We start from the raw sequence: 26,550 nt of genomic DNA, 5'->3' as shown, positions 1-26,550 counted from the left end.
AATTCCGATTTATCTTTATGCACATTATATCATGATACCCCAATATCGTCATTTCTTTTCTGCTTATCCTGACTAGATGCCAAAAGAAAAACGTGTAGAGAACAATATCTCTACACGCATATATTAAACAGTCCGTGCTGATTGCAGTGTGCAACAATCCAGCCAGATATCCACTTTCATGCCTACCTTTCGACAGCAACCTACGCTACGTAGATTCCTGACGTTTGCCGTGTATTAATCTGCCGTTAGTCGCCAACAGCTAAGCTATCACCAAAGTACGCAGCAATTTCTTTCATGCGTTCACTCTGACCTACGCCGAAAGGACAGCTTTTGTCGCAGTGGCCGCAAGCGGTACACTGTTCGGCTTTCTTTTCCAGATTTGCATAATGATCGACTGCCAGGCTATCGCCAACTTTTGCCAGATCGTAATACTTGTTAATCAGACCTACATCAAGTCCCGCCGGACACGGCTGACAATGGTTGCAATACACGCATACACCTTTCACCTCAGCCGGCGTTAAAGACGAAATCATAGAATAGTCTTTTTCCGATGGCGAAGCATCATAGAAACTCAAAATCCGCTGAAGCTCCGCCTTATTCATGATACCCGGAAGCACTGTCAGCACGCCAGGCTTATCCAGCGCGTACTGCAAGCATTGAATTTCCGTCATCGCCTTGCCAAAAGGAGAAGTTTTTTCCGAAAGCAGCTGCCCAGCAGAGAATACTTTCATCACCGAAATCCCGACATCCTCTTTCTCGCAGCGTTTATAAAGTTCCATTCGCTCATCAGAGGCGCCGACCGCATACTCGCCGTGACAGTAGTCATAGCCCGCATTGATGCTGAACATGAGCATATCCACAAGACCCGTATCAAGTCCCAGCGCCGCTACAGAAGGCGTATGGGAAGACATACCGATATGACGCACCACGCCCTGCTGCTTCAATGCTTCTATGTATGCCAGAACGCCGTTATCGAGGTATTTGTTCCACTCCTCTTCCGTATCCAAACAGTGAATAAAACCGTAGTCAATATAATCTGTGTTCAGCTTAGAAAGCTGCCAGTCGATATTTTTCTTCACAGAATCCAGCGCTAAATTTTTCCCATAAACACCGGTGCTGAACTCCGTGCCAAAGTGAATCTGATAGAATACATTCTTTCTGGCATCACCGAAAGCCTTGTCATAATAGTCAAAACAAGCGCTTTCTGCCGCCGCGAAGTCATAAAAGTTAATACCTGCTTCATAAGCCATCTGCAGGGTCTCCACGCCCTCTTTTTCTGTCGCAGGGGTCAGATGCGCGCCCATTCCAATCTCACTTACTCTATCGCCTGTCCGGCGGTTTACACGATATTCCATAACAACCTCCTGTCGGTTTCATTCCAGTTCAAACTTAACTGTTCTCAGTATAACACACCTCGCCAGTCATGTCTAATACTTATGCAGTATGTCAATTCATAATCAAAACGTATGGAGATTATCACAGGCACAAAAATTCGGCTAAAATGCATCTAACTTTTATTTTAGCCGAAACCTTCTACCTCATACCTTATTCAAAATTCCTGTCAAACCGCTTCGCAAGTCTTTCTCCCGTCCGCAAACTTGCGTCGTAACTTTCTATCATAGCAGCAGTCAGAGGTACTGCCTCTTCAAAGAGTTCCCGAAGTTGCCGATTTGTCTCCTCACAAGCCGGATTATCCTTCCTCTGGTTCATCAGACCTTTCAACTGCCCGTAATGGCCCGAAATCTTCATTGCGCCATTGATGATGCCCTGCTTCAAAATCCCCGGCGCCGTGAGCAGTCTCTTTACTTTCTGCAAATCTGCCAGCGAATCCGCCACAATTTTCTCGCTAATACCATCATAAAAAGGCGCTATGGATGCGGCAGTTTCGCCATCGCGCGGCACCAGTTCAGCCGCCGAAAATGCTGCCGGCTTTTTACCGTCCTCTCGAAGCAGAAATTTTTCAAATTCCTCTTCAATTTCAAGATGCTCAACGCCTGTCTCAAGGACCATGGAGTTGACATAGCTATGACATTGACTATCCAGCATAAAATGACAGATAAAACCCAGCAAGTAGGCATATTCTCTGCTGTCTACACCCCTTCTCTCCACAACAGAAAGGCCGTGTTCAAAGAACGGCAGCACAGACCGTTTATGAAGCTGATGTCCATAGGTTACAACTCTGTTCTTCCTGTAAGGCTTATAGAAGAAAAACAGATCCGGTCCCTGCAGCCCAATATCAAACTGTACCCTGTATTTCTCTGCAACTTCCCGCAAATCCTCCCTCAAACAGATGAGAACTTCTTTCCCAAAGCGGTGATGCGCATAAAATCCCGGCATAATCTCTGATCCCCCAATCTGAAACCTTAGTTTTCTTCTATATATTCATCGTAGGTGCACAGTCTGTCAACCAGCGTGCCGTCCTTGCGAATTTCCATAATTCTATTGGCAATGGTCTGAATAAATTCATGGTCATGGGATGCAAAGAGCACATTCCCTTTGAAATTTTTCAGACCGTCATTGACCGCCGTGATAGATTCCAAATCCAAATGGTTGGTCGGCTGATCCAAAGCCAGCACGTTAGAGCCAAACAGCATCATGCGTGAAAGCATACAGCGCACCTTTTCACCTCCGGAAAGAACCTGTACTTCCTTATAGACATCGTCCCCTGAGAAAAGCATCCTGCCCAAAAAGCTTCGCATAAAGGTCTCTGTAGTCTCGCTGGTGTACTGGCTGAGCCACTCCACCAGATTCAAGCTACAACCGTTAAAAAATTCCGAATTGTCCATCGGGAAATAGGAGTTAGTGATGGTAACGCCCCATTTGTAGGAACCCTCATCTGGCTCCATTTCACCCATGATGATTTTAAATAGAGTCGTATTTGCAATTTCATTTTCTCCAACGAAAGCGATTTTATCCCCTTTATTCACGCGGAAGGAAATGTTGTCCAGCACTTTAACCCCGTCGATAGTCTTGGAAATCCCTTCTACAATAAGAATATCCTTGCCCGGCTCTCTATCCATGTTAAAGCCTACGAACGGATACCGTCTTGAGGACGCCGGCATCTCTTCTACCGTCAGTTTATCGAGCAGCTTACGACGGCTGGTCGCCTGCTTAGATTTGGATTTGTTGGCAGAAAATCGCTGGATAAACGCCTGCAGTTCCTTAATCTTTTCTTCGTTTCTGCGGTTCTGATCCTTCACCATCTTCTGTACCAGCTGGCTGGACTCATACCAGAACTCGTAGTTACCCACATACATCTTAATTTTACCATAATCTACGTCCACAATGTTTGTGCAAACTGTGTTGAGGAAGTGACGATCGTGGGAAACTACGATGACCGTGCCATCATAATCCATGAGGAAATCTTCCAGCCAGTTGATGGCTTTTACATCCAGATGGTTGGTCGGCTCGTCCAAAAGGATAATACCTGGATTGCCAAAGAGGGCCTGGGCCAGCAGCACCTTCACTTTTTCCTTACCGGAAAGGGCGCTCATCTGGCTATAGAGAATATCGTTGGAAAGTCCCAGTCCCTGCAGCAGCCTGCTCACATCGGACTCTGCCTCCCAGCCGTCCATCTCCGCAAACTCTGCCTCAAGTTCCGCCGCCTTGATGCCGTCCTCATCACTGAAATCTTCCTTCATATAGATGGCGTCTTTCTCCTGCATAACCTCGTAAAGTCTGGCATTGCCCATGATAACAGTATCCAGTACCGTATACGCGTCATAAGCGAAGTGGTCCTGCTTCAAAACCGACATCCGAATGCCCGGCTTGACGGAAACATGCCCTGTAGTCGGTTCCAAATCTCCGCACAAAATCCGAAGGAATGTGGACTTTCCTGCGCCGTTGGCGCCGATAATGCCGTAGCAGTTGCCCGGCGTGAATTTCAAATCTACATCTTTAAACAGCGGCTGCCCGCTGAAGTTTAAACTTACATTTACTACATCAATCACAATTCCTGCTCCTTTATGATATTTTTTGTCTTGAACTGATATTATAACATATATTTAAAAATATAGCAAAACCAACCGCTGCCGCTGCACCTGTTCCCTACACACAAACTCGCGCAGTGCTGCAATTCTCTAGCTATGATTAAATTCCGTGCCCAGGGGGTATATTAATAAATACAAATCAATCAGGAGGAAATTTGCATGGTAAAATTATTTAAATGCGCCCATTGCGGTAATATTGTAGAAATGGTGGAAGACAAAGGTGTAAAACCCGCCTGCTGCGGTGAAGCGATGCAGCTGATGAATCCAAACACTACAGACGCAGCGCAGGAAAAACATGTGCCCGTTGTTACTATCGACGGAAATAAAGTTACTGTCTGTGTCAGCAGCACCGAACATCCGATGATGGAAGAGCATCACATCGCCTTCATCATCTTGGAGACAAATCAGGGCGTACAGAGAAAATATCTGGATAAAACCGGAAAACCCACTGCGCAGTTTGTTCTCTGTGAAGGCGAAAAAGCAATCGCAGCCTATGAATACTGTAATCTCCACGGATTTTGGAAAGCGGAAATCTAAAGAAAATATGCAAAAAGTCGGACCAGCAAACCTAATTGCCTGTCCGGCTTTTTCTATGTTGCTTCAGCACTCTTCCTGCCCCGACGCGTAAGTTTCTCCATCCGCCATCTGTCTGCGGCTATACTGCAACATATACAGTTGGTAATATCTCCCCTGCTTTGCAAGCAGCTGTTGATGGTTGCCCTCTTCTGCAATTTCGCCATGAGAAAGCAAAATGATGTGATCCGCATGCTGTATCGTAGAAAGACGATGTGCTACAATGAGCATGGTGCCAATATTTCGCATCCTCTCTAGAGAATCCTGAATCAGAAGTTCCGTTTCCGTGTCAATATTGGCCGTTGCTTCATCGAGAATCATCACAGAAGGTCGGTGCAGCACCGTTCTGGCAAAGGACAAAAGCTGCCGCTGCCCAGCGGAAAAGTTATTCCCCCTTTCCCTGACCTCCTGATCCAAACCATGCTCCAGCTTACTGATAAAACTGTCCGCGTTGACATAGCGGCACGCCTGCCAGACCTCTTCATCGGTAAAATCACCCCGTAGCGTCAGGTTACTGCGCACCGTGCCGGAAAACAGGAATACATCCTGCAGCATCTGCCCGAAGTGGCGGCGCAGCGAAGCAATCTTGATTTTTCTGATTTCGATTCCATCAATCAGAATCTGCCCTTCCTGAATATCGTAATTCCTACAAATCAGAGACAGGATGGTCGACTTGCCGGAGCCTGTCGCGCCAACAAAGGCTGCGGTCTGACCCGGATACACATGAAAGGACACACCTTTCAGCACCCACTGACCAGGATTGTAGCAAAACCAAACATCACGAAATTCGATCTCGCCGCGCAGAGTCTCTAGCTCAATCAGCTGCTCCTCTTCTTCCACGTCCACAATTTCCGGCGCCATGTCCATGATAGTGAAAATTTTCTCCGCGGCGGCAAAGGATCGCTGCAGCATATCAAACTGCTCCGCCAAAGTCTGAATTGGATTAAAAAAACGTGAAATATACATATAGAATGTGACAACTACGCCGCTGGTCACCGTCTGTCCAAACAGCTGAAGATCATCAATGTAGCCCCTGCCACCCAGATAAAACAGGCACATCACCGAAGATACATAAAGCATGTATACCATCGGACGAAAAATCCCGAAAACGAAAATTCTGTCCTTTTTTGCCTTCCGTAACGTCTGGCTTTTTGCCCGAAATTCCTCCATCTTGCGTTCTTCCTGATTGAATACCTGCGTAATCTTCATGCCGGACAGATTTTCTGAAAGGTAGGTATTCACATCCGTCGTCGCGTTATTAACCCTGCGGTGCACTTTACGGGAAAAATGCCGAAAGAGTACTGTAAACAGCACCACAAAAGGCACAAAGCACAACACCATCAGGGTCAGCTCGTAGTTGAGCAGTAGCATGGCAAACAGCACGCCGAAGATGACTACCATGTTTTTAATCAGCGTCACTAAAATATTGGTAAACATATAGGAAATTGCATTGGTGTCATTGGTCACCCTGGTAACCAGCTTACCTACAGGAATCGCCGAAAGCTGTCCATGAGAAAGCCCCTCTATATGGATGAAAACATCCTCTCGCAGCGCAGAAAGAATTTTCTGCCCCGTGCGCTGTAAAATCATGGACTGTCCGTAGGTACAGATCATACTGACAATCAAAATTCCTGCGTAAAATCCCACCATCGTCCAAAGATAAGACAGGGCGAACGAACCCTTTACCGTCTCTTCGATATAGCCAATTAAAAGAGGTGAAGTCAAATCATACGCAATCGAAAATAACAAAAGTATAAGTACCTTCAAAAATTCTTTCCGGTAAGGTCTGGCATAGGTCATCAGCCTTTTGATCAGTTCTCCATCTTTCATATGGCGGTCCAAATCCGGCACTTCTTTTTTATTTTTTTCTACCAGATAGGTCAGTACAAAAATCAGCGTAAAGACACCGATGATTGCACCCACAATCAGAATCGGGAGATAGCTACGCATTCGCCTCATCTCCTCTCTCTTCCAGTTTCTGTAGCTCCACCATCTTGCGGTACGGCAGGCAGCTGTCATAAAGCTGCGCATGGATTCCTTCCGCCACCAGGCGCCCGTTTTCCAAGAACAAAATACGGTCCATCTGCTCGATGGTGGAAATACGGTGCGCGATTAGAAGCGTCGTTTTTCCCTTCCGCACCGAACGCAAATTCTGCAAAATCATTCTTTCCGTCTTGGTGTCCACCGCTGAAACCGAATCATCCAAAATCAATATCGGCGCATCCTTCATCAAAGCGCGCGCGATTGAAATTCTCTGTTTCTGCCCTCCGGACACCGTCACGCCTCTTTCGCCCAGCACCGTATCGTAGCCAGCGGTAAAGCCGCAGACATCCTCATCAATGTCCGCCATTCTCGCCGCGGTCTGTATGCGATCCATCCCTGACACGTCTCCATCCATTCCAAAGGCGATATTTCGCGCAATCGTATCCGAAAAGAGAAAATTATCCTGCGGCACATAGGCAAACGCCTCCCGCACGGAAGCAATCGTCAGGTCGTTGATTTCCTTTCCATCCAGAAAAATCATGCCGTCATTCACGTTATAGGTTCGTAGCAGCAGATCGACGAAAGTCGTTTTTCCCGCGCCAGTCTTTCCTACAATGCCCACCTGCTCCCCAGCTTTAATCGTGCAGGTAATATCAGACAGAGCTTCCCGCTTTTCGCCAGGATAGTGAAAACAGAGACTCTCAAAACGAATTTCGCCTCTGACATCCTCCAGGACAGACGCACCGGGGCGATCCGTTACGGTCGGCTCCGCATCCAGAAGTTCTCCGATTCGGTTCAGAGAAGCCTTGCCCCGAGAGGTCATGTCGATCAGTTCGGAAACCGCCATAATCGGCCATACTACAGCATTAAAATATCCGATAAACTCTACCAGTTCCCCTGCGTTAAAGACGCCCCGGTAGACAAGATAACCACCATATCCCAGGATGATGCAAATCACACTTTCCACAAACATGGTAACCAGGATGCGCAGAAGTACCGAGGCCTTCGTATGATCGATATTGGCGTTTTCGTTCTCTACATTCAAATTCTGAAACGCCAGCAGTTCCCTTGCTTCCTTTACAAAGGCTTTGATGACAGCAATGCCCGAAAAGCTTTCCTGCGAGAAATCTGAAAGCTTGGAAAAAGCCTCCTGTCTGATGTCCCATTTCACCATCATATAACGGCCTACAACCGTAGCGCTGGCAAGCAGAAGCGCCATAGGAATCAGAGAAAGCAGCGTCAGCACCGCGTCCATCTTCCACATCTTGGCGATTGCCAAAACGCCGAGAAAAAGCGTGTCCAAAAACATCATAATGCCCCAGCCGAAACACTCCTGTACTGTATCCAAATCATTGGTAAATAAACTCATCAAATTGCCGACTTTATTGTGCTGGTAATACGCCAGGCTTAGCCGTCGGCAGTTGTCAAACATATCCTCCCGGAGCCCTGCTTCCACACGGACTGCCGCTCCGAAAAACATCACCCGCCACAAAAAACGGCCGAAAACGATGGCAAGAATAATCCCTGTCATCGGCATGCAGATTCTATCCAGTAAAAAGTCCATATCAAAAGATACTGTCGTTCCGTCGACCTCGACAAAGCCCTGATTCATACCATTTATTACCATCTGATATAAATTAGGAATCGCCAGCTGCAGGCAGTCTACCAAAAGCAGTGCGGCCATGCCGAAGAAAAGCATCGGTGCGTACCGAAAATAATATGGATTGATATGACGTCCAAAAATCAAGGGATCACTCCTTCTTTCATTGTTATACCTTATCATTATAATGAACATTTGTTCTTTCGTCAAGCAAAAGAAAAACCCGCACGTAAAAATGCTAGCGAGTTTGATTGCCTTTACCGTTTTCGCTGCTCCACTACTCCACCGGACATAGATCAGGCTGTGCATATTTTAGAAGATTTTTTGGAATTTCTGCACTGACAGACTGCCTACTTTGTGAACCCGGCTGTAGACCCAGTTGTGAACCTGCTGCCGTAAAGCGAAAGCAGCAAGCCGCGCCCAAGGGAGCGGCTTGTTAGCAAACGCAAAATATTTAGTTCTGCCTGTAAATCTGCTGACCCCGAACCGGCTGATACCGGATCAGTTCCGATGCCTCCAGATTTTCTCTTCGCATATCCACTGCCGAAATCTGATGATTATCGTAGGTAGTATAATAGTAAATTCCTCGATCCGCATTGCAGCAAGCCGTAAAGAGGGTCACCTCGTACTTGCCGTCTCCTAAATCACAGCAGCCACGCTGCTGATCTACTGCGCCTAGAATATGAAAAAACTGACTGACGCTTTCTTCTTCCGAATCATCACTGACCGAGTTCATTTTTACAAAAGAAGCCCGCACAAAGCGCGACTGAGAGGATAAATCTCCCGGAAGCCCTAAAGCGCCCATGCCCCGGCTGTAAGCAAAAAGCGGCAGCTTATCACAAAAATGATTCTGCGGCGCGCAGGTCGACAGGCTCATATAGTTATTCAGCTGAAACATCTGCTCCCCAAAAGGCGGATTGTTGGTCAGTACGCCCACCGGATTATCATAGATAAACAATCCCTCCGCGGTAGATTCTAGCGTGATAGCTTCCTGCTTGTCGGCAATCATCCAGTGCAGTTGCGCCGGCGGAAGACTGTCGCTGTAGGGAGTATCCAAAAGATTCACGCGCGCAAGCAGCTTCCGTGCCTCCTTTACTGAAACGCATTGTCCCAGAAGCCACGGAATCAGTTCAAATTGGGCAAGATTGCACTTCCCCTGTTTCACTTCTTTCTGATACACCGCGTTGCCCACAAAGTTCAGTCCTGCCATACCAAGCCCCGCTTCATTGACGGCCTCATAGTAAAGCGGCTCATCCTCCGGCACATACGCCATCCCAATCATCGCATGGTGGTTTTCCATCGTCTCCATGTTCCGAAAGCGAAACGGATAGTTTCGCGGTGTTATGGTAACCTCGTCCCCATAAGAGAACTCATAATCCAGTGTCCTCCCAAAATAAAAGTCCTTCGTCTTGTACGTAATCGCTGTACACATAAAATTCCTTACCCCAATCTTAACAAGATGCCGCTATGCGGCAAAGTGTATCAAAACGTTCCTATAACAAAACCTTCCTTTCGGTTATTCCTGTAAAAATATCTTTTCCCATTCTTCTCAATTTATGCCACACTTCCTAATTTCATGCACAGATTTCCATCAGTTCAGCGCTGCGGCAATTTTTTCTACTACGTCTTCTACCGTACATTCATCACAGCAAATCGTTACATCCGCATATTTTTCATAAAGCGGCACTCGCTGCTGGTAAAGATCCGCCAGAGTCTGTCCCTTTTCCAAAGTCACGCCGCGGGTTTTAATATTAGACAGCCGCTCAAGCACCGTGTCCAGCGTCACCTGCAGATACACAACGATGCCGTTTTCCTTGAAGCAATTCATCGCCTTGTCAAAATAAATAGCACTACCGCCTGTGGCAACGACATAATCCGCTCCCTTGAAATCTAGCAGCACAGATTCTTCTACCCGATGAAAATACCCATTGCCTCGACTGTCAATAATCTCCTGCAAGGTTCGCTTCTCCCGTTGCTGAATTAAAAGATCCGTGTCCACAAAACCTTTATTTAAAGTTTTTGCAAGAACAACACCCACCGTGCTCTTCCCGCAGGAGGGCATTCCCACTAAAATAATATTCTGCATGTTTCGTTTAAACTCCTATCATTTTCACTTAGTTTTTTATTCTACCATAAATCGGTTCAGATAGCAAAGTCAGGCTTGAATCTCTGCAAAAAGAATCATTGGCAAACCACCCTAACCTGATGTACAATATAAGGAGGAAAATAGGAGGCACAGAATTGATGAACCAGTACAGCAAAGAAGTTGGAAACAGAATCCGCATGTTCAGAAAAGCCAAGGGCTTCAGTCAGCAAGAATTTGCAGATGCACTGCATAAAACAAAGTCAACCATTTCTAAATATGAGCATGCTGCTATTGCACTGGATCTTGAAACCCTGCACGAAATATGCCAGCTTCTGCAAATACCAATGCACGCACTTTTAACAATTGCAGATGAAGAAGACTTCCCATCTGAAAAAAACGTCGTATCTCAGTTTTATCTGTACAACCTTGCCGGACGCAGCGGCACACTCCACAGAAGTCTTGTAGAAATTTATAGCGGCAATCAAAATTCGAATCTGCATCATCAGGAAGCTTCCATGTTCTACGGCGTTCCCTCTTTTCAGACACCCGAAAAATGCCAAGGTTTCTACTACGGTTTTATCACCAAAAAGGACATCTTTACGCATCTGCATTTAATCAATCAAAAAAATAATATTGAGCAGGTTTCCATCTGCTATCGCTCTAATCTGGATAACCTGCTCTTTAATATCGGTCTTCTCACCGGTCTATCCTTTGCCAATCTGGTTCCCGTCACCTGCAAGGCAGTCATTTCGGAAAAACCGCTGACAGAAAACCAGCTGCTCCTTGACGCCCTCGCCTTCGACCAGATGGAAATCAGACGCATTCGAAACACCGGTATCGTATCGCTGCAAAGGCGCTAAATTTTCTTCGTTTTCAGCACGCCCAGCACTGTAAAAATCCCTGCCGGGATAATCCAGCCAAAGCCCAGACCGGACAGCGGCAGCAAATTTGCAAAGATATCGATGTCGAAGATATTTCCAATCTGCAAAAGTACCGATGCTGCAAAGGCGCCAAATGCTGCAAAGCGGTAGGTCGTTTCTGACCGAATCCACCTTCCCAAAAATCCAAATACCACCAGCACAATCAACACCGGATAAATCAAATCCAGCACCGGCGCTGCCATGGAAATAATCGTTGAAGTTCCAAAGTTGGAAATGACCCAGGAAACCAGCGTAAATACAGCTACCAGCACTTCATACTTTACACCTGTTTTTTCTGCAAAGAAGGAAGCAATAGAAGTCAAAAGTCCGACTGCCGTCGTCAGACAGGCAAAAGCGACAATTACCCCCAGAAGAAGCATGCCTGGTTTTCCCAGAAGCTGTTCTGTCAGCAAAATCAGAAGTTGTGCCTGACTCAGTTGTTCCTTTACAGAAACCGACATAGTTGCGCCTATATAGGCAAGCCCACCATACACCACGACTAGCAATACCGTTGCAATAAGACCACCCCTTAGAATCAGCGCAGAGTGTTCCTTCTGCTGGCTATATCCTTTCTGACGAATGGTCATCAAAATCGCTACAGAGAAAATATATGCGGCCATCATATCCATAGTCTGATAGCCGGACAGCAGTCCGTTTCTCACAACACTCCCCGTCTGGGCAGAAGGTCCGATTTCCCCAAGAGGTGTTACAATTCCTTTTCCAATCATTACTAAAAGTGCAACAAACATCACAGGCGCCATAAATTTCCCTACAAGATCTACAACCTTGCTCTGTTTTGCGCTGAGAAGAAATGCGACTGCAAAGAAAATCCCAGTAAATAACCAGGAGTTTATTGCTCCCAGGTTCGGTACTACACCGACCTCATAGGTAATTGCCGCCGTCCTAGGAACCGCTACAAAAGGTCCAATGCACAGACAGTTAAGCGCAAGAACCACAGTAGAAATTTTATTTCCAAGCTTTCCCGTAAGCCCTTCTGCACCCTCTCCGCTTCCTGCAATAGCAATCATGGCAAACAAGCTCATACCGATATCAATAAAAATAAAGCATAAAAATCCAATCAGCCAGGATCCGCCGGACTCCCAGCCTAAAAATGGAGGAAAAATAAGATTCCCTGCTCCAAAGAACATTGCAAAGAGTGCAAAGCCAATGGTCAGGGAATCAGCTGTTTTAATTTTGTTCATCTTTACACCTCACAACTAAAATTCATGAGGCTATTTTATCATCTGAAATCTGCCGATGACAAACATAGGGACGTTTCCTTAAAGGAAACTTTTTCCATCTATGTATCTTGTCAAGAAACTTTTTCTCTCCATTCATAGAACTTTACAGAATTCACTGTGAAAACGAGAAAATTCACGAAAAAGGTTCTTTTTAAGAAACCTTTTTATGTCTGCGGAACATACTTCTCGGCAGAGAGAACACCGCAACCATGCCCAGCACCATAGCGCCGATGATTTTCAGCACTGCAAAACCGCCAGACAGCCCCTGCACCGTATTTCCGATAAACAGATTATAGATCATGTTATAGATGCTAATCCCTGGAATAATGGGAAATATCCCAGGAATCATAATCACGTTGGCAGGCACCTTGCAAAATACGGCAAGGATTCTCGCCAATAGCGCAATGACTGACGCTGCAAGAAATGACGCCAGCGCAATGGACATAAAAGGAATACAAAGGGTATAAATAATCCAGCCCGCAAGTCCCACAAGGCCGCATACGCCGCACTGTCTGCCCGGCACTTTAAACAGCACCGCAAAAGCCGCTGTTCCGATACAGGCAGCAATGCCCTGCAATACAAATTCTATCATCAGACACGACCTCCCAGCTGCAATGCTAAAAATACTCCTGTGGTAATGCAGGTAAACAGTAAAATTGCGTCTACCATTCTGACCCCGCCGGAGATATAGTTCTGATCCACTAAATCCCGCACGCCATTAACAAAAGCCACACTGGGAAGCAGCGGTATAATCGCCCCGACAATGGCTTTATCAAGATTTTCCACCATGCCCATTCTCATCATCAGCACGCAGCCTCCCGCCGCTATAAAGCTTGCAGCAATGTGCAGAAGCACATTGGAAAGATGCAGGGGTTCCAGTGCCAGAAAAAAGCCCCAAACGAGAATCCCCATCAGACAAGCTGCCATGCAGTCTAACGTTCCTCCTCCGAGAAAATAGCAAAACGCTGCCGCACCGATACCAGAGCAGAGAACGTGCAGCCACTTATTATATTTCCGCCCCTGTCTAATTACCTCAAATTCTTCTATTGCGGCATCAATCTCTAAATCCATCTGCTCTATTTTTCGCGACAGATTATTCAGTTCGCAAAGTTTGTTTAGATCTACACTGGTGCTCATAATCGGCTCCAGGCTGGTCTCCCGCTCTTCTGTTCCCATTTCCAAATTGACAAACACACCGTTAGATATGATAAATACCTGCTGTTTTGTCGTTCCATAGTGCTTTGCAATTCTCTCCATGGTCTCTTCTACACGGGCAATCTCCGCACCGCATCGCAGAAGTTGTTCCCCGACCCCTGCAGTCAGATATAACACTTTCTGTAGATATCGCATTTTTTCGTCCTCTTTCTATCGTAACATCATCGCTGCTGCCATAATACCTCGTTTCCCCTGGTGCCCCCGGTGGGAAAAGAATACGTCCTTATGGCATTTCGTACAGAGATTCATATCGCTGAAATGTTCTGGCAAAATTCCCTCTGCCAGCAAATCATACCTGATGATTTGCTTTAAGTCAAGATAATATTTTTCGCCTTTTTGGTAAGAAAAATTTCTATAATTTTCGTCCTTATCAAAAAAACGCTGCGCGACATCCGTATCCACCTCAAAACAGTCTTGGCAAAGGGCAGGTCCAAGCCCTGTGATCAAATTTTCTGCAGAGCTGCCGTAGCAATCTTTCATCTTACGCACCATTTCCCTGCTGATACCGCCAAGTGTTCCTCTCCATCCCGAATGGGCAAGACCGATAACTCTCTTTAGCGGATCATAAAAAAACACTGCATTGCAGTCTGCATGACCAGTTACTATAGCAATCCCCGGTACATCAGTCACAAGACCATCCACATCTTCGTAATCCTTGGGACACGTTACACCCTTTCCCGCATCCGATGCCTGCACCACTCGAATATTGGTGGTATGGGTCTGATCTGAAACGACAAGGCTCTCAGCGCCAGTTCCCAATGTCTCCGCTAAAAGCTCATAATTCTGCCGTATATTTTCCTCACTGTCCAGAGTTCGCGCTCCAAAATTCCAGCTGGCGGTACAGCCGCCGCTCACACCGCCGTGACGCGTTGTAAACAGATGCACAAGCTCCGGATATGCCGCAAAAGCATTTAGCGTCAGGTACTGCCGCTCTCCCAATTTGTGAAGCTTATAATTTTTCGTGGATTCTTTCATTCTCTTCCCCCCCAACATAAAATCTTCCATCACACATACGGATAGTATACGAGATATTTACAAAAACTACAAGAGACAGCTTGCATCCTTTTGTTGACAGTAAGGCTTATGTAAAAGCATTTTGGAAGTTACAGAACTTTACCCTTTGTTGCCACAAAAAAAGGAAAATTCCTAAAGACAATACGTCGCAAGACGGATACAACACTCCTTCTGCCTATATTTTTCTCAAAAAGAAGGAGCATCCCCATCACCGGACGCCCCTATCAATCAAATTTTCCTTTTTTCAATTATATTTCAACGTTTTACTGCAACGGCGATTTTCATTTCATAAATAACCCCATTACAGACTTACTCCACATCCACCCGTTCAGAAAGCCATGCGGCATTGACCTCGGCATACTTTCCGGCAGGCACTGAAAGGGACTTCAGATAATCCCGCTCCAGCTGCCCGTAGAGTTCCTCATCCAAATTAACCGTCAGTTGTTCGCCCATAGCGTTCGTATAATCCCAAATAATAAAGTAATCCTCCTCACCATCGAGATAATACAAAAGATCCTCGCGGCGCACCTTAGGCCATTCGCCCTTTATATTCTCATAAACCAGCGCCTTGTAAAGCTCGATAATCCGGTCATCTCTACCGCCATCAAAGATGAGAATTTTTTCTAAAAGCTCTCCGCCATCTTTGACTACTCGAAAAACTGCCTCTGCGTCCACCGAAGACTCCGGCAGTTCCAGACTGTTGAGCTGCGCAAGCAAAGAGTTGTCGTGTTCCGGCGCCATGTAAATGGTCAGTTTCCGATCAGGATCCATATACATCATCGGATACTCCGCCAGCGTTTCATCTCCGCACTTTGGACATTTTGCAAGGAAAAAGGACCCATTCATGACCTTCTCCTTATACGACGGCTCCACACACACATCTACAAATTCATGGATATCCATCATAATCTCTTCCCCGCAGCCCGGGCATTTAAATTTCTCCCTCTCCATAATCCACCTCTTCAATTGATATTTGTTCCATGTCCTTAGGCTCTTCCACATTAATCACGCCTTCAATATCCTCAATCTCCGGCAATTCCTTCAAACTGGTAAATCCAAAATTCTTTAAAAACGTATCTGTTGTACCGTACAAAATGGGTCTTCCAATCCCTTCAGACCGCCCCTTTGCACAGATCAAGTCTTTCTTTACAAGACCATCGATCACCCGGTCACATTTGATGCCTCTGATCGCGTCGATTTCCCCCTTCGTTACCGGCTGTTTGTAAGCGATAATTGCCAGTACTTCCAGCGCTGACTGAGACAGCTTTTTCACCTTGACCGGCGTGCACAGTCTCTCAATAAACTCGGCATTCTCAGGTCTTGTTACAAACTGAAAAGACTTTCCCACCTGCCTGACGACAATTCCCCTGCCTTCCTGCTCATACTCATCTTTCAGTTCCAGAAAATATTCCATCATATCCTCTTTACTGATATTAAAGAGATCTGCACAAGTCTTCACTTCCAGAGGCTCGCCCCAGATAAACATCATGGATTCCAGCGCAGATTTGATTGTCTTCTTACTGTTCATGTTCGATTGTCTCCTCCATGTTTTTTTCTCCCGGCAAAACCATAATATCTCCGTAAATATGCTTCTGCTCTGCGTCCAGATATTTGTCGCGCATCATCTGCAGCACAGAAGTAAAAGTAACCACCACATCATATCGATCTTTCTTGTCAGGAATCAGTTCCTTCAGATTCAGCTTGCCAATTCCCCTTGATAAGGCTGATTTAAATCGGTCTTTAATGTAGACCATTCTGCTTTCAATGGTGGCTTTTTCTCTCTCCACCCTGGTATAGTGGGCTCTGACATCTTCCTCCCGCTTTTTCTTTCGCAGAAACAGATCGAAAGCCGTCGCAAATTGCTTAATATCCAGCGCCAGATATTCATCCGGTTCTTCCAGATAAGCAGAAATATCTTCCTGCGGTTTCTCGTAAACAAAAGACATATACGCTTCTCGTTCCGCCAGAATTTCCGCACCTCTTTTAAATCGCTTGTATTCCAGCAGACGTTCAACCAGTTCGCTTCTTGGATCGTCTTCAAGCACCGTCGTGCCGTCGATGGTTGTCCTCGGCAAAATCATCTTCGACTTAATATCAATTAAAGTCGCCGCCAGCACCATAAACTCTGTGCCGATGTTAAAGTCCATCTCCCGCATCGCTTTGATATATTCTAAGTACTGTCCGGTAATTTCCGAAACCTTTATATCATAGATACTCATCTGGGCATTCTCAATGAGATATACGAGAAGGTCAAAAGGTCCCTCAAAAATAGGCAGCTTTACTTTGTAACTCATAATCTCTCCTTTTCAGCGATGCCCGTATAATAATTATAGTACAAAAGTCCGATAATCACTATCACGCAGCCAATCAGCTCGTAGGAAGTCGGAATCTGTCCCAGAAAGATAACGCCCATGATGATAGCAAACACGGATTCTCCCGACTCCCATGCAGAAACGTACAGAGAATCCACATAGCCAAAGCACAGGTTAAGCACTGCATGGGCGCCGATTTGGCAAACCAGCGTCATTGCGATAATATAGATATAGTCCATGCTGCTGTAGCCCAAAACTGGCGTTCCCGTTGCAATAACACCTGCAGAAAAGCAAATCCAGCAGGAAAAAAATACTAAAAATACATAAACCGCGCCTGGCACGCTTTTTCGCACTTCATTGCCAATAGCAAAGTAAATGCCCATAAATGCACCGGCAAGGAACGCCAGCACATCGCCTTTAAAGTTACCTGCCGTAAGCTGCTGATAATCGAGTCCAGCAATCATGACACCGCCGAGAAGGGCTAGAACAATGCCCATAATCGGTCTGCGTCCAACCTTCCGTTTGAAAATAAAAATCGTGATTGCAAGAACGACCAGCGGATGCAGCGCTGCCAGCACAACTGCACTAGCGACATTGGTCATTTTCACTGCATTAAACCAGGAAAAGAAATGTCCAAACAAAAATGCCCCTGCAACAAAGGTCCATATGTAGTCTTTCACAGAAATCTGTTTCAGCACATCCCGCTGCTTTAGAAGCACCGGAACCGCAAAGAACGGCACACCGATAGTCAGTCTCCAAAATCCAATAGCAAGCGAAGGCGCCTCAATCACACTGCCAAAAATGCCTGAGGAGGACCCTGCCATTACAGCCAATACTACAATAATTTTAACATAGCGGGCAAGAACGCCCTTCTTTTCTTTTTCCATTATTTCGCTTCACTCCTGTTTCCTGCCGCCTGACATATGCAAACGCCAGCAATGATGATAACCGTTGTTAATATCTTAACCGGCTGCAGTTCCTCTCCCAGCATCAACGTTGCCAGGATGAAAGAAAATACCGGCACTAAATTGACGAAAATTGAGCATCGGGTCGGTCCGATGATTCTTAGCGCAATCTGCTGTATATAATAAGCGATGCCTGAGCAAAACACAGCCATGAATAATAGTGCGATCCAAGCAGACACCGGAACGCTTGGCAGAAATTCCCACGGCTTTTCCATGAGCGAAACAGGAATCAGCACGATGGAACATACCAAAAAACTGTAATAAGTCAATACCACCGGTGGAATGTGACTGCATCTGCTCTTGCTGTAAACCCCATATGCCGACCAGCATACCACAGCACCGATCATATATAGGTCGCCTCGATTCAGTTCCATCTCTGCAAAATGTGCAAAGTCACCGGCTGTAATCGTAAGCACCACCCCAAATAGAGACAGTAAAATGCCGAGAAGCTGTTTGAGCGGCACCCTCTGATGTAAAAACACAAAAGCGATGAGCACCGTAATCACAGGGTCAATAGCTCTGATAATCGAAGAATTGATTGCCGTCGTATAGTTGAGGGATTCAAAGAAAAACAAATGATAGCCTACCATACCCACAACCCCTGTAAAAAGAAAATGCGGAATGTCCTTCTTTGTAAATTTATATGCCGCCTGTGGCTCCTTCGCCTGGGTCGCCTTCATGATAAAATACATTAAAACCGAAGCAATTGCAAATCGCAGGAATGTCACCGAGCCGGACGGAATGTATGGACCCGTATATTTCCCAGCAATAAAAGCCCCCGACCACAAAAAAGCAGCCAGTACCATAAGTGCGTAAATCGTCGTATTCTTCTTCATTTATTTCAATAACTTTTCCAGATTTTCCCTGTAGGGAGGTCTGACAATTCCTTTCTCCGTAATTACTGCTGTGATATATTTCGCCTCAGTCACATCAAAAGCCGGATTGTAAGTCTTAATCCCTTCAGGCGCCATAGGCTTCTCATACCACATCTTATAAATCTCTTCTCCGTCTCTTTCCTCAATCTCTATTGCTTCGCCGCTTGCCGTATTCAAATCGATGGTCGAAGTCGGCACATACATATAGAAAGGGATCCCATATTCCTTTGCCAAAATTGCTACGCCGCTGGTACCTATTTTGTTGGCGCCATCACCATTTGCCGCCATTCTGTCGCAGCCGGTCACAACAGCGTCAACCCAGCCCTTCTTCATCACAGTCGCCGCCATATTGTCACAAATCAGAGTAACATCAATACCCGCCTTGGAAAGCTCCCAGCTGGTCAGTCTTGCCCCCTGCAAAAGCGGTCTGGTTTCATCAGCAAAGACATGAAAATCAAACCCTCGCTCTGCACCGAGATAAATCGGTGCCAGACAAGTTCCGTACTTGGCAGTCGCTATGGTTCCAGCATTACAATGGGTCAGAATTCCCATACCTGGACGCAGCAGCGACAAACCATATTCTCCCATAGCATAGCAGGCAGCCTCATCCTCACTGCGAATGGATTCCGCCTCGATAAAGAGCCTCTGCTTTGCGGCTTCAACACTTTGCGGTTTCTCCGCCTCAAGCACGCCGCACATTCTATTCAGTGCCCATGCCAGATTGACCGCCGTCGGTCTTGCCGAAATCAGATAATCCTTTGCTTTTTTTAGCGCCTGCATAAACGCCGCAAGCCCCTTTTCTTCCGGAAAATCCCGCATTTCCACATAAAGACCATATGCCGCTGCCACACCAATTGCCGGCGCACCTCGAACACGCAATTTGTAAATTGCTTCAAAGACGTCTTCTTTGCTCTGCATTTCTATGTAAACTTCTTCACCGGGCAAACGGGTCTGGTCCAAAACAAGCATTTTTCCGTCCAGATATTTAACCGGTGCAATATCGAAAACTTTCATTTTTACACTCCTCTAAGCTTATAGTATACCACATTGAGTGCGGTATTGACAAGAATTCCCTTGCATGTTTTGGGATACTGGCAGCATCTTCTCCTTCCACCTCTGCTAGTTATAAATTAACCAGAATTTTATTTTTCTAAATTTTTTAGCAAAAAACTCTTGTAAATTCTAAAATATCTGTTATACTAATATTAGTTCTAAGATGTATGATTGATTGTCACCACAATGCAAGGTCGATTTTCCATTTTGACCTGCCCGTGGTGTTTTTTATTTGTATCATTTGGGCTAATATAATATAAAGGAGGTACCACTTATGAATACTGGTACTGTAAAATGGTTTAACAACGAAAAAGGTTTTGGTTTTATCTCAGGAGATAATGGTAGCGGAGATGTCTTTGTACATTTTTCTGTCATTCAAAGTGCAGGCTACAAATCCCTGGAAGAAGGACAGCATGTAACCTACGATGTAGAGCAGGATCCAAGAGATTCCTCAAAGCTTCGCGCAGTTAATGTTTTCGTTGCATAAACGCCCACAATTTCAAAAGGAAAAGACGCAGCCCTCGCAGCTGCGTCTTTTTTATCTTTAAACACTATGCGCCAGCATGGTATTTAAAAGCTTAGATATACTTATTGCGTTCCAAATATTTTGTAATATTATCTCTGCGATTCAGTACTCGGTTTGCATAACTGTAGGAAAATTTTCCTGCATTCACTGAGCCCGGTCCATACGCATAGGCGGAAAGCGCCTTTTTATAGGTCTTGTATGTTTTTTTCATACTTTTTAAATACCTTGCGCCGACTTCAATACTGACTTCCGGCTTGTAAAGGCTTGACGGGCTATATCCGTAACTTCTTGCTAAAGAATCGCTGGTCTGCATAAGCCCCTTATAGCCATAAGGGTTAGTTGCATTGGTATAAAAAGTGCTTTCGCCTTGAGCAACTGCCATCAGTACTTTAGGATCCAAATCGTACTTCTCGCCTTTTTCAATGAACAGTTTTGCCAAAGTCTTGGATTTTCTTGTTCCTACATTTGGATTAATTTTTCTGATGTAAGCGGCAAGACCGTTACGGTACTTTTCTTCCTTCTTTTTCTTTTCCTCAGCTTTCTTCTTTTTCTCTGCTTCCTTCTGAGCTTCTGCTTCGTCGTATTCGTCGACCATCTGCTCTACTCTCTGTCCGCCTTTTTCTGTATCGTTACTAGATTCTACTTCTCTGCTTTCTGCTGCGTAAATGGAAACTGATGAGCAAGCGACGATGGTTAATACCAGTAAAACTGTGATTAGCTTCTTCGCCATTTCTTTCTTCTCCTCTGTCTATTAGTTTACTCGTGCAGGAAGTCATTCACCAGATGTTTCCTGCGACTCCTATATTATAAACAAAGGTCAAGGCGAATTCTTAAGAAATCTTAATTTTTCACACACTTTTCACGAAGCTTTACCATTTTTTGTTTTTATTGTCCAATTTATATTTTAATTATTTGTTTTTAATTCTAAATTGTATCCAATCTCCTTAAGATTTCTTAAGAATTATTGCAGTTTCTTAAGGAATCTTAAGAAACTATTTTTTCAAATATCCATGCTCCTTCAGAAAGGTCTCCATGTCCTCTGCTCTTCTTAAAGTCAGATCTGCATAGTCTGTGGAATAGTTTCCTGAATGCACCGAACCCGAACCTTGGTTGTAGGCTGTCAGCGCCAATCTGGTGTCTCCGAATTCTTCCAATTTATCTTTGATATAGCTGGCGCCAACTTTGATACTGATATCCGGATTAAACAGACTTTCAGGGGTATAACCCGCACTTTCCGCTAAGATATCTCCCGTCTGCATGAGTCCTTTATAATTAGCACAGCTAACTACATCCGCGTAATAACAACTCTCTGTCTGGGCTACCGCCATGACGATTTTTTCATCTACATTATATTCATCCGCATACTTCACGAAACTGTCAACCATAGCATCTGCCTCCTGCTTGCTTACATTTCTGTTGACATGGCGAATATACGCAGAAAGACCTTTTCGATAATTCTGATCTTCCTTTCTGACCGCAGTCGCACAAGATGCCATAGCAGTTTCAATTTTTGTAAATTCTTTTGGCGTAAATGACGTGAGTTCCGGCTCCCTTACATCTGTATCGGCATAAATCACAGCTGCTGAAAAAACAGTCATAGAAATCAATGCCCCTGTAATAAATAGCTTCTTTTTCATATCAAATCTCCCTTTTTTTCCTTTTGTGTCTTACACTTAAACGTGCCTGCCACAATTTCTCAGGCTATATTAGTATAGGCAGGCAAAAAAATGAATAAACTGTAAATCACGACTTTTCACATCGTCTTCACAGTTCGGTTCAATTTTTTAATGTTTTAAAACTAATTTAAAGGTTTGCCTTTGGTGTTTTTATATAATTGTATGCAATTTCCCCTCTAATTTCTTCCTTCTTGCAATTATTCCTACTTTACACTATACTATAGGTAGATTTAGTGAGGAGGTCTTATTATGAAATTTTTAATTGCTGATGCTTTTACCGATACCACTTTCGGCGGAAATCCAGCCGGCATCGTTCTGCTTTCCGAAGGCGCTGACTTTCCGTCCGACGAACTCTGCATCAAAACCGCTGCAGAACTTCGCTACTCTGAAACAGCTTTCATTAAAGTTTTAGATGCCCATGAATTTCAGATTCGCTATTTTACCCCAGCTGCGGAAGTTGACCTTTGCGGTCACGCTACTATCGCATCATTTTATGCACTGATGTACCTCGGCATTATCGAAAATAACTGTTCCTGCATCAATCACACCCTTGCAGGAGATTTGAATATCGAAATCAAAGACGGCTTTATCATGATGGACATGGCTTCCCCAGAGGAAATTTCCATTATGAACGACCCTGAGAAAATCAAAGAGCTTTACGATATCATGGGAGCAGATTATGACTCCTCCATGGATCTACCTGTGCCAAGACTGATTTCCACAGGTCTTCCAGACATCATGATGCCCGTTTCTGACCTTGCCGCCCTTAACGCCATCGAGCCTGACATGAAAGCTCTTTCCGCACTGTCAGAACGCTATGGCGTCGTCGGCGTCCATGCCTTTACGCTGCATTGTGAAAAAGGCGTTACCGCCCACGCCAGAAACTTCGCACCTCTTTACGAAATTGACGAAGAGGCCGCCACTGGCACTTCCAGTGGCGCTATGACTTATTACTTCTATCTGAACAAACTCATTGGCGAAAAGAGCAGTTGTAAGTTCGTTCAGGGAGAAAAAATGCAGCGTCCGTCAGTGATTCTTACCGAAATCGACGCTTCTGCAGAAAGTTGCCGAATTAAGGTCGGCGGCAGTGCTGTCATTTTAGCGGAAGGTGAAATTCATATCAAGTAATAAGCGCTTGACCGCAAATGATGAAAAACAATGAAAAGCAAAAACAAAGCCCTTGCCGATGCGCCAATCGACAAAGGGCTTTTATATTTTTAATCCAGAAATGGTGCAAAGATGTGTTTCATACCAATACCCTCTTCTACGTAAGGCAGCTGAATGATATGGTAGCTAGCCTCGGAATTTCCTTCTATCAGGCAAACGCCTTTTTCTGTAATGGCAACGTCCCAGCCTACAAGGCCCACTCCTTCAAGCCGTAGTGCAGCCTCCTCCGTTACTGTAAGAACTTTATCCCAGTGAGGTATCTGAAAGCCTTTCGTTGCAAGCTTTGAAATAGGATGCTGAGGATAATGTTTCCCCTCCAAATCAATTGCATCCATACAGGTTACGCCACTTTTTACATCCACCGTAGCGATAATTCCGCCTGCATGAAAATTGTCCACAATCTTACCGCGACCCATGCGAAAGCCCGCATAAATATGATAACATTTTCCTTCCCGCGTAATCGTCAGTACCCGCACAGAATTCACCGAAGACGTATTGAACGCCGCCATCTCCGGATGCTGCACAATGCATTCCTCGCAAATCATTGTTTTCTTCGCCGAAAACAGTTTCTCATATAACGAGCGTTTCTCGGTTTCAGACAAGTCCGCGCCGCAGTGTATCTTTTCGATACCCTTACCTTGTGTAGCAGACGTAGGCTTGCAGACTAAGTCCTCCACGCCTTCCATCCTTTCTAAAAACTCTTCAAAGGTGAGCTTCCGATTTACAAACCACTTTCGGTTCAGCAAATCGTCGTATTTCTTCGCAAAACGCTCCTTATGCAGCAGGAGTTTCAGCACTTTAGGATCGTGGTTGTACTTAAAAGAGATTTCATCCATCACCTTCGAGGTCAAAAAAGTGCTCTGTTTATCTGCATCATACCTATACAATTTAAATTTATAATAATCCTTGTAAGTGCATCCGCACACCTTTCTCGCCTGCCTAATGCGTTCAAGTGCCGTCTCCTCGTCCCATCCGGTCTCCTTGCAGACCATTTCAAGAGCATGTGCCTTTTCTTCACGATTTCGTGCATTTACAATCTGCATATCCCGTTTTACTTTTTCCAGTTCTTTCTCAGTTCTGGCCCAAAGTTTACGTTTTGCATAATATCTATAGGAAATATCCCATTCCCTGGCAACTTCCATCTGCTCTTTTGCTTGTTTATAGGTCCAACCAGTTTCTTTGCAAACGTATTCAATATATGGATTTCGCTTTTCTTTCCTCAAAATGCGCAATATTAATTTCTTTCCAGTTTCATTCATCTTTCAGTTCATCCCCATATAATTTTTCTAACACTCTGTTAGTTTACACATCTTTAAAGAAGATTACTCCTTGAAAATGAAATTGAGATGAAAATTCCAATATTTTCTTTTATTAAAAAGAAATATTGGATACAGGCTAATGTCTATATCCAATATCTCTAAGTACAATATGATTAAGAGTCTAATCCCTCTTCCCTTTTATTTCAGTATAATATATCGTCAACAAAATCAAGGAATTTCGGATAACTGGTCGTTTTTTCGGATAACTGGTCATTATTTGGTAATTAATCCCATAATTGTATGCGAAAACTGCCACTTTTCATATTTCTTTTCCCTAGTCAGTTTCTCCTATTTACGTACCTTGATCTCTTCTTTATCCAGGGTATTCAGTATGACTGAATGCTACGAAGAAAGAAACAGGCTGCGCCCAGTGCTAAGCGCTGCTTGATGAATTATGACCGAATGGAATTTACACCACATTTTGAACTTGACTTATTTTTTACTCTTTTTAACCTAAATTGTGATTTTTTTATAAAAGTGTATAAGATTTTGCTTCTTTCAGCTCTTTCATACTGCTGTGTCTCCAAAAATCTTTGATAAACCCTCGGTATTGCCTCATAAAATGCAGTATTTATGTATGTATCTTCCAATATTTCTAAAAACTTTATGCAGAAGTGCTCTATTGCTGAATGCAATTTATACATTTATCCAAGATTTTTTGATTTTCGGTTAAGATTTAATGATTCACTTATACACTTTTTTTGCGAATATCCGTTTTAGGTTAAAAGCAGTCTCCACTCGCTTAATGCTCTATTTATACAACCATTAAAAATAGAAAAAAGAGACAGATTTAACTCTGTCTCTTTCATAATGCGAACTTGCAATTATTCTATGATCTCAGTAACAACGCCGGAACCTACTGTTCTGCCGCCTTCTCTGATCGCAAATCTCAGTCCTTCTTCGATTGCAATCGGGGTAATCAACGCAATTGTCATGGTTACGTTATCTCCTGGCATACACATTTCTGTTCCTTCTGGTAACTGCAGGTCTCCTGTTACGTCTGTTGTTCTGAAATAGAACTGTGGTCTGTATCCGTTAAAGAACGGAGTGTGTCTTCCGCCTTCTTCTTTCTTCAGTACGTATACTTCGCCCTTGAACTTTGTGTGCGGATGAATGGTTCCTGGTTTTGCCAGTACCTGTCCCCTTTCGATTTCTGTTCTCTGCACACCTCTAAGCAGTGCTCCTACGTTATCTCCTGTTTCTGCCTGGTCTAACAGCTTTCTGAACATTTCCAGTCCTGTTACGACTACGCTTCTCTTTTCTTCTGTTAAGCCGATGATTTCTACTTCTTCACCAACTTTCAGTACGCCTCTTTCTACTCTTCCTGTTGCTACGGTTCCTCTTCCTGTGATGGAGAATACGTCTTCTACTGGCATCAGGAACGGCTTATCGTTTGCTCTTTCTGGTTCTGGAATGTAGCTATCTACTGCTTCGAACAGTTCTACTATCTTATCTCCCCATGGTCCTTCTGGGTTCTCTAATGCGCCCAGTGCGGATCCTCTGATGATTGGTGTGTCATCTCCTGGGAATTCATATTCGTCAAGCAGTTCTCTGATTTCCATTTCTACCAGATCCAGCAGCTCTTCGTCATCTACCATGTCGCACTTATTTAAGAATACTACGATGTATGGTACGCCTACCTGTCTGGACAGCAGGATGTGCTCTCTTGTCTGCGGCATCGGTCCGTCTGTTGCTGCGCATACCAGGATTGCGCCGTCCATCTGTGCTGCTCCTGTAATCATGTTCTTTACATAGTCAGCGTGGCCCGGGCAGTCTACGTGTGCGTAGTGTCTGTTCGGTGTTTCGTATTCTACGTGTGCTGTAGAAATGGTGATTCCTCTTTCTTTTTCTTCTGGTGCTTTGTCGATCTGGTCGAATGCTACCTTTTCACCCAGCTGATATCTCTGATACAGGGTGGTTGTGATTGCTGCTGTCAGCGTTGTCTTACCATGGTCTACGTGGCCAATGGTTCCGATATTGATATGCGGTTTGGTTCTCTCAAATTTTGCTTTTGCCATTTTTGTTTTCCTCCTAAT

25 protein-coding genes are annotated in these 26,550 nt (G+C 44.7%); 4 read left to right on the top strand and 21 right to left on the bottom strand.

The annotated features are described in order from the left end of the window. Positions 1–245 precede the first annotated feature (245 nt). The 3 genes from D1155_RS02400 to D1155_RS02390 form a co-directional block, all read right to left on the bottom strand. Positions 246–1,355: an aldo/keto reductase gene (locus D1155_RS02400; RefSeq protein ID WP_160200828.1), complete on the bottom strand. Its 1,110-nt coding sequence runs from the start codon at positions 1,353–1,355 to the stop codon at positions 246–248. 190 nt (positions 1,356–1,545) lie between these two features. Further along, entirely contained in the window at positions 1,546–2,337 is a 792-nt protein-coding gene (locus tag D1155_RS02395) for a zinc dependent phospholipase C family protein (RefSeq protein ID WP_160200827.1), read from the bottom strand. A gap of 26 nt (positions 2,338–2,363) precedes the next feature. Then, complete coding sequence (locus D1155_RS02390) at positions 2,364–3,950, bottom strand: ABC-F family ATP-binding cassette domain-containing protein (protein ID WP_160200826.1); 1,587 nt, start codon at positions 3,948–3,950, stop codon at positions 2,364–2,366. Positions 3,951–4,148: 198 nt separating this feature from the next. On the opposite strand from D1155_RS02390, the gene D1155_RS02385 reads away from it, so the two are divergent. Continuing rightward, positions 4,149–4,526, top strand: a complete 378-nt coding sequence (locus tag D1155_RS02385; RefSeq protein WP_160200825.1) for a desulfoferrodoxin family protein — start codon at positions 4,149–4,151, stop codon at positions 4,524–4,526. Positions 4,527–4,589: 63 nt separating this feature from the next. Here D1155_RS02385 and D1155_RS02380 read toward each other — a convergent pair whose 3' ends face one another. From D1155_RS02380 to D1155_RS02365, 4 genes are all read right to left on the bottom strand, one after another. Continuing rightward, the gene (locus tag D1155_RS02380; protein WP_160200824.1) at positions 4,590–6,512 is read right to left on the bottom strand and encodes an ABC transporter ATP-binding protein; all 1,923 of its coding nucleotides are present in this window, start codon (positions 6,510–6,512) and stop codon (positions 4,590–4,592) included. Next, positions 6,505–8,292, bottom strand: coding sequence for an ABC transporter ATP-binding protein (locus D1155_RS02375; RefSeq protein WP_160200823.1), 1,788 nt, complete (start codon positions 8,290–8,292; stop codon positions 6,505–6,507). Before D1155_RS02375 ends, D1155_RS02380 begins: the two co-directional genes overlap by 8 nt. 307 nt (positions 8,293–8,599) lie before the next feature. Continuing rightward, the gene (gene bsh / locus D1155_RS02370; RefSeq protein WP_160200822.1) at positions 8,600–9,577 is read right to left on the bottom strand and encodes a choloylglycine hydrolase; all 978 of its coding nucleotides are present in this window, start codon (positions 9,575–9,577) and stop codon (positions 8,600–8,602) included. Between the two features lie 159 nt (positions 9,578–9,736). Further along, positions 9,737–10,231 carry a shikimate kinase gene (locus D1155_RS02365; protein WP_160200821.1) on the bottom strand — a complete coding sequence of 165 codons (495 nt, stop codon included), beginning with the start codon at positions 10,229–10,231 and terminating at the stop codon, positions 9,737–9,739. A 158-nt stretch (positions 10,232–10,389) separates the two neighbouring features. Here D1155_RS02365 and D1155_RS02360 point away from each other — a divergent pair, with 158 nt between their 5' ends. Continuing rightward, positions 10,390–11,091 (top strand): helix-turn-helix transcriptional regulator, encoded by a 702-nt coding sequence (locus D1155_RS02360; protein ID WP_160200820.1) that lies wholly within the window; start codon positions 10,390–10,392, stop codon positions 11,089–11,091. Here the strand turns inward: D1155_RS02360 and brnQ are convergent. The 10 genes from brnQ to mtnA all read right to left on the bottom strand — a co-directional run bounded on the left by brnQ (position 11,088) and on the right by mtnA (position 19,787). Continuing rightward, a complete protein-coding gene (gene brnQ, locus D1155_RS02355; RefSeq protein WP_160200819.1) occupies positions 11,088–12,353 on the bottom strand; it encodes a branched-chain amino acid transport system II carrier protein in 1,266 nt (421 codons plus the stop codon). The two genes, D1155_RS02360 and brnQ, sit on opposite strands and share 4 nt — an antisense overlap. A gap of 190 nt (positions 12,354–12,543) precedes the next feature. Beyond that, positions 12,544–12,984, bottom strand: a complete 441-nt coding sequence (locus tag D1155_RS02350; protein ID WP_160200818.1) for a threonine/serine exporter family protein — start codon at positions 12,982–12,984, stop codon at positions 12,544–12,546. After that, positions 12,984–13,742: a threonine/serine exporter family protein gene (locus tag D1155_RS02345; RefSeq protein ID WP_160200817.1), complete on the bottom strand. Its 759-nt coding sequence runs from the start codon at positions 13,740–13,742 to the stop codon at positions 12,984–12,986. Before D1155_RS02345 ends, D1155_RS02350 begins: the two co-directional genes overlap by 1 nt. A 15-nt stretch (positions 13,743–13,757) precedes the next feature. Next, positions 13,758–14,582 carry a peptidoglycan editing factor PgeF gene (gene pgeF, locus D1155_RS02340; RefSeq protein ID WP_160200816.1) on the bottom strand — a complete coding sequence of 275 codons (825 nt, stop codon included), beginning with the start codon at positions 14,580–14,582 and terminating at the stop codon, positions 13,758–13,760. Between the two features lie 348 nt (positions 14,583–14,930). Beyond that, positions 14,931–15,572 (bottom strand): CpXC domain-containing protein, encoded by a 642-nt coding sequence (locus tag D1155_RS02335; RefSeq protein WP_160200815.1) that lies wholly within the window; start codon positions 15,570–15,572, stop codon positions 14,931–14,933. Next, entirely contained in the window at positions 15,553–16,149 is a 597-nt protein-coding gene (scpB, locus tag D1155_RS02330; protein WP_160200814.1) for an SMC-Scp complex subunit ScpB, read from the bottom strand. The genes D1155_RS02335 and scpB overlap by 20 nt, the downstream gene beginning before the upstream one ends. Next, complete coding sequence (locus tag D1155_RS02325) at positions 16,139–16,915, bottom strand: segregation/condensation protein A (RefSeq protein ID WP_160200813.1); 777 nt, start codon at positions 16,913–16,915, stop codon at positions 16,139–16,141. The genes scpB and D1155_RS02325 overlap by 11 nt, the downstream gene beginning before the upstream one ends. Continuing rightward, on the bottom strand, positions 16,912–17,820 hold the full coding sequence (locus D1155_RS02320) for a DMT family transporter (protein ID WP_160200812.1): 909 nt from the start codon (positions 17,818–17,820) through the stop codon (positions 16,912–16,914). Before D1155_RS02320 ends, D1155_RS02325 begins: the two co-directional genes overlap by 4 nt. Next, entirely contained in the window at positions 17,820–18,734 is a 915-nt protein-coding gene (locus D1155_RS02315) for a DMT family transporter (RefSeq protein ID WP_160200811.1), read from the bottom strand. Before D1155_RS02315 ends, D1155_RS02320 begins: the two co-directional genes overlap by 1 nt. After that, positions 18,735–19,787, bottom strand: a complete 1,053-nt coding sequence (gene mtnA, locus D1155_RS02310) for an S-methyl-5-thioribose-1-phosphate isomerase (protein WP_160200810.1) — start codon at positions 19,785–19,787, stop codon at positions 18,735–18,737. It lies immediately after the preceding gene. A gap of 313 nt (positions 19,788–20,100) precedes the next feature. Between mtnA and D1155_RS02305 the strand changes: the two genes are divergently transcribed. Then, positions 20,101–20,313, top strand: a complete 213-nt coding sequence (locus D1155_RS02305) for a cold-shock protein (RefSeq protein ID WP_160200809.1) — start codon at positions 20,101–20,103, stop codon at positions 20,311–20,313. Positions 20,314–20,404: 91 nt separating this feature from the next. Here D1155_RS02305 and D1155_RS02300 read toward each other — a convergent pair whose 3' ends face one another. Next, complete coding sequence (locus tag D1155_RS02300) at positions 20,405–21,082, bottom strand: transglycosylase SLT domain-containing protein (RefSeq protein WP_160200808.1); 678 nt, start codon at positions 21,080–21,082, stop codon at positions 20,405–20,407. Between the two features lie 262 nt (positions 21,083–21,344). Beyond that, entirely contained in the window at positions 21,345–21,989 is a 645-nt protein-coding gene (locus D1155_RS02295; protein ID WP_160200807.1) for a transglycosylase SLT domain-containing protein, read from the bottom strand. 288 nt (positions 21,990–22,277) lie between these two features. On the opposite strand from D1155_RS02295, the gene D1155_RS02290 reads away from it, so the two are divergent. Further along, positions 22,278–23,156 carry a PhzF family phenazine biosynthesis protein gene (locus D1155_RS02290; protein ID WP_160200806.1) on the top strand — a complete coding sequence of 293 codons (879 nt, stop codon included), beginning with the start codon at positions 22,278–22,280 and terminating at the stop codon, positions 23,154–23,156. Positions 23,157–23,245: 89 nt separating this feature from the next. Here the strand turns inward: D1155_RS02290 and D1155_RS02285 are convergent, their stop codons facing one another. Both D1155_RS02285 and tuf read right to left on the bottom strand, forming a co-directional pair. Then, positions 23,246–24,454, bottom strand: a complete 1,209-nt coding sequence (locus D1155_RS02285; RefSeq protein WP_160200805.1) for a sugar-transfer associated ATP-grasp domain-containing protein — start codon at positions 24,452–24,454, stop codon at positions 23,246–23,248. A gap of 884 nt (positions 24,455–25,338) precedes the next feature. Beyond that, positions 25,339–26,532: an elongation factor Tu gene (gene tuf, locus D1155_RS02280; RefSeq protein ID WP_160200804.1), complete on the bottom strand. Its 1,194-nt coding sequence runs from the start codon at positions 26,530–26,532 to the stop codon at positions 25,339–25,341. Positions 26,533–26,550: the final 18 nt, after the last annotated feature.

The organism is Anaerotruncus sp. 80 (genome assembly GCF_009936115.1).
Taxonomy (GTDB): Bacteria; Bacillota; Clostridia; order Peptostreptococcales; family Anaerovoracaceae; genus Senimuribacter; species Senimuribacter intestinalis.
This window is presented reverse-complemented; position numbering and strand designations above follow the sequence as displayed.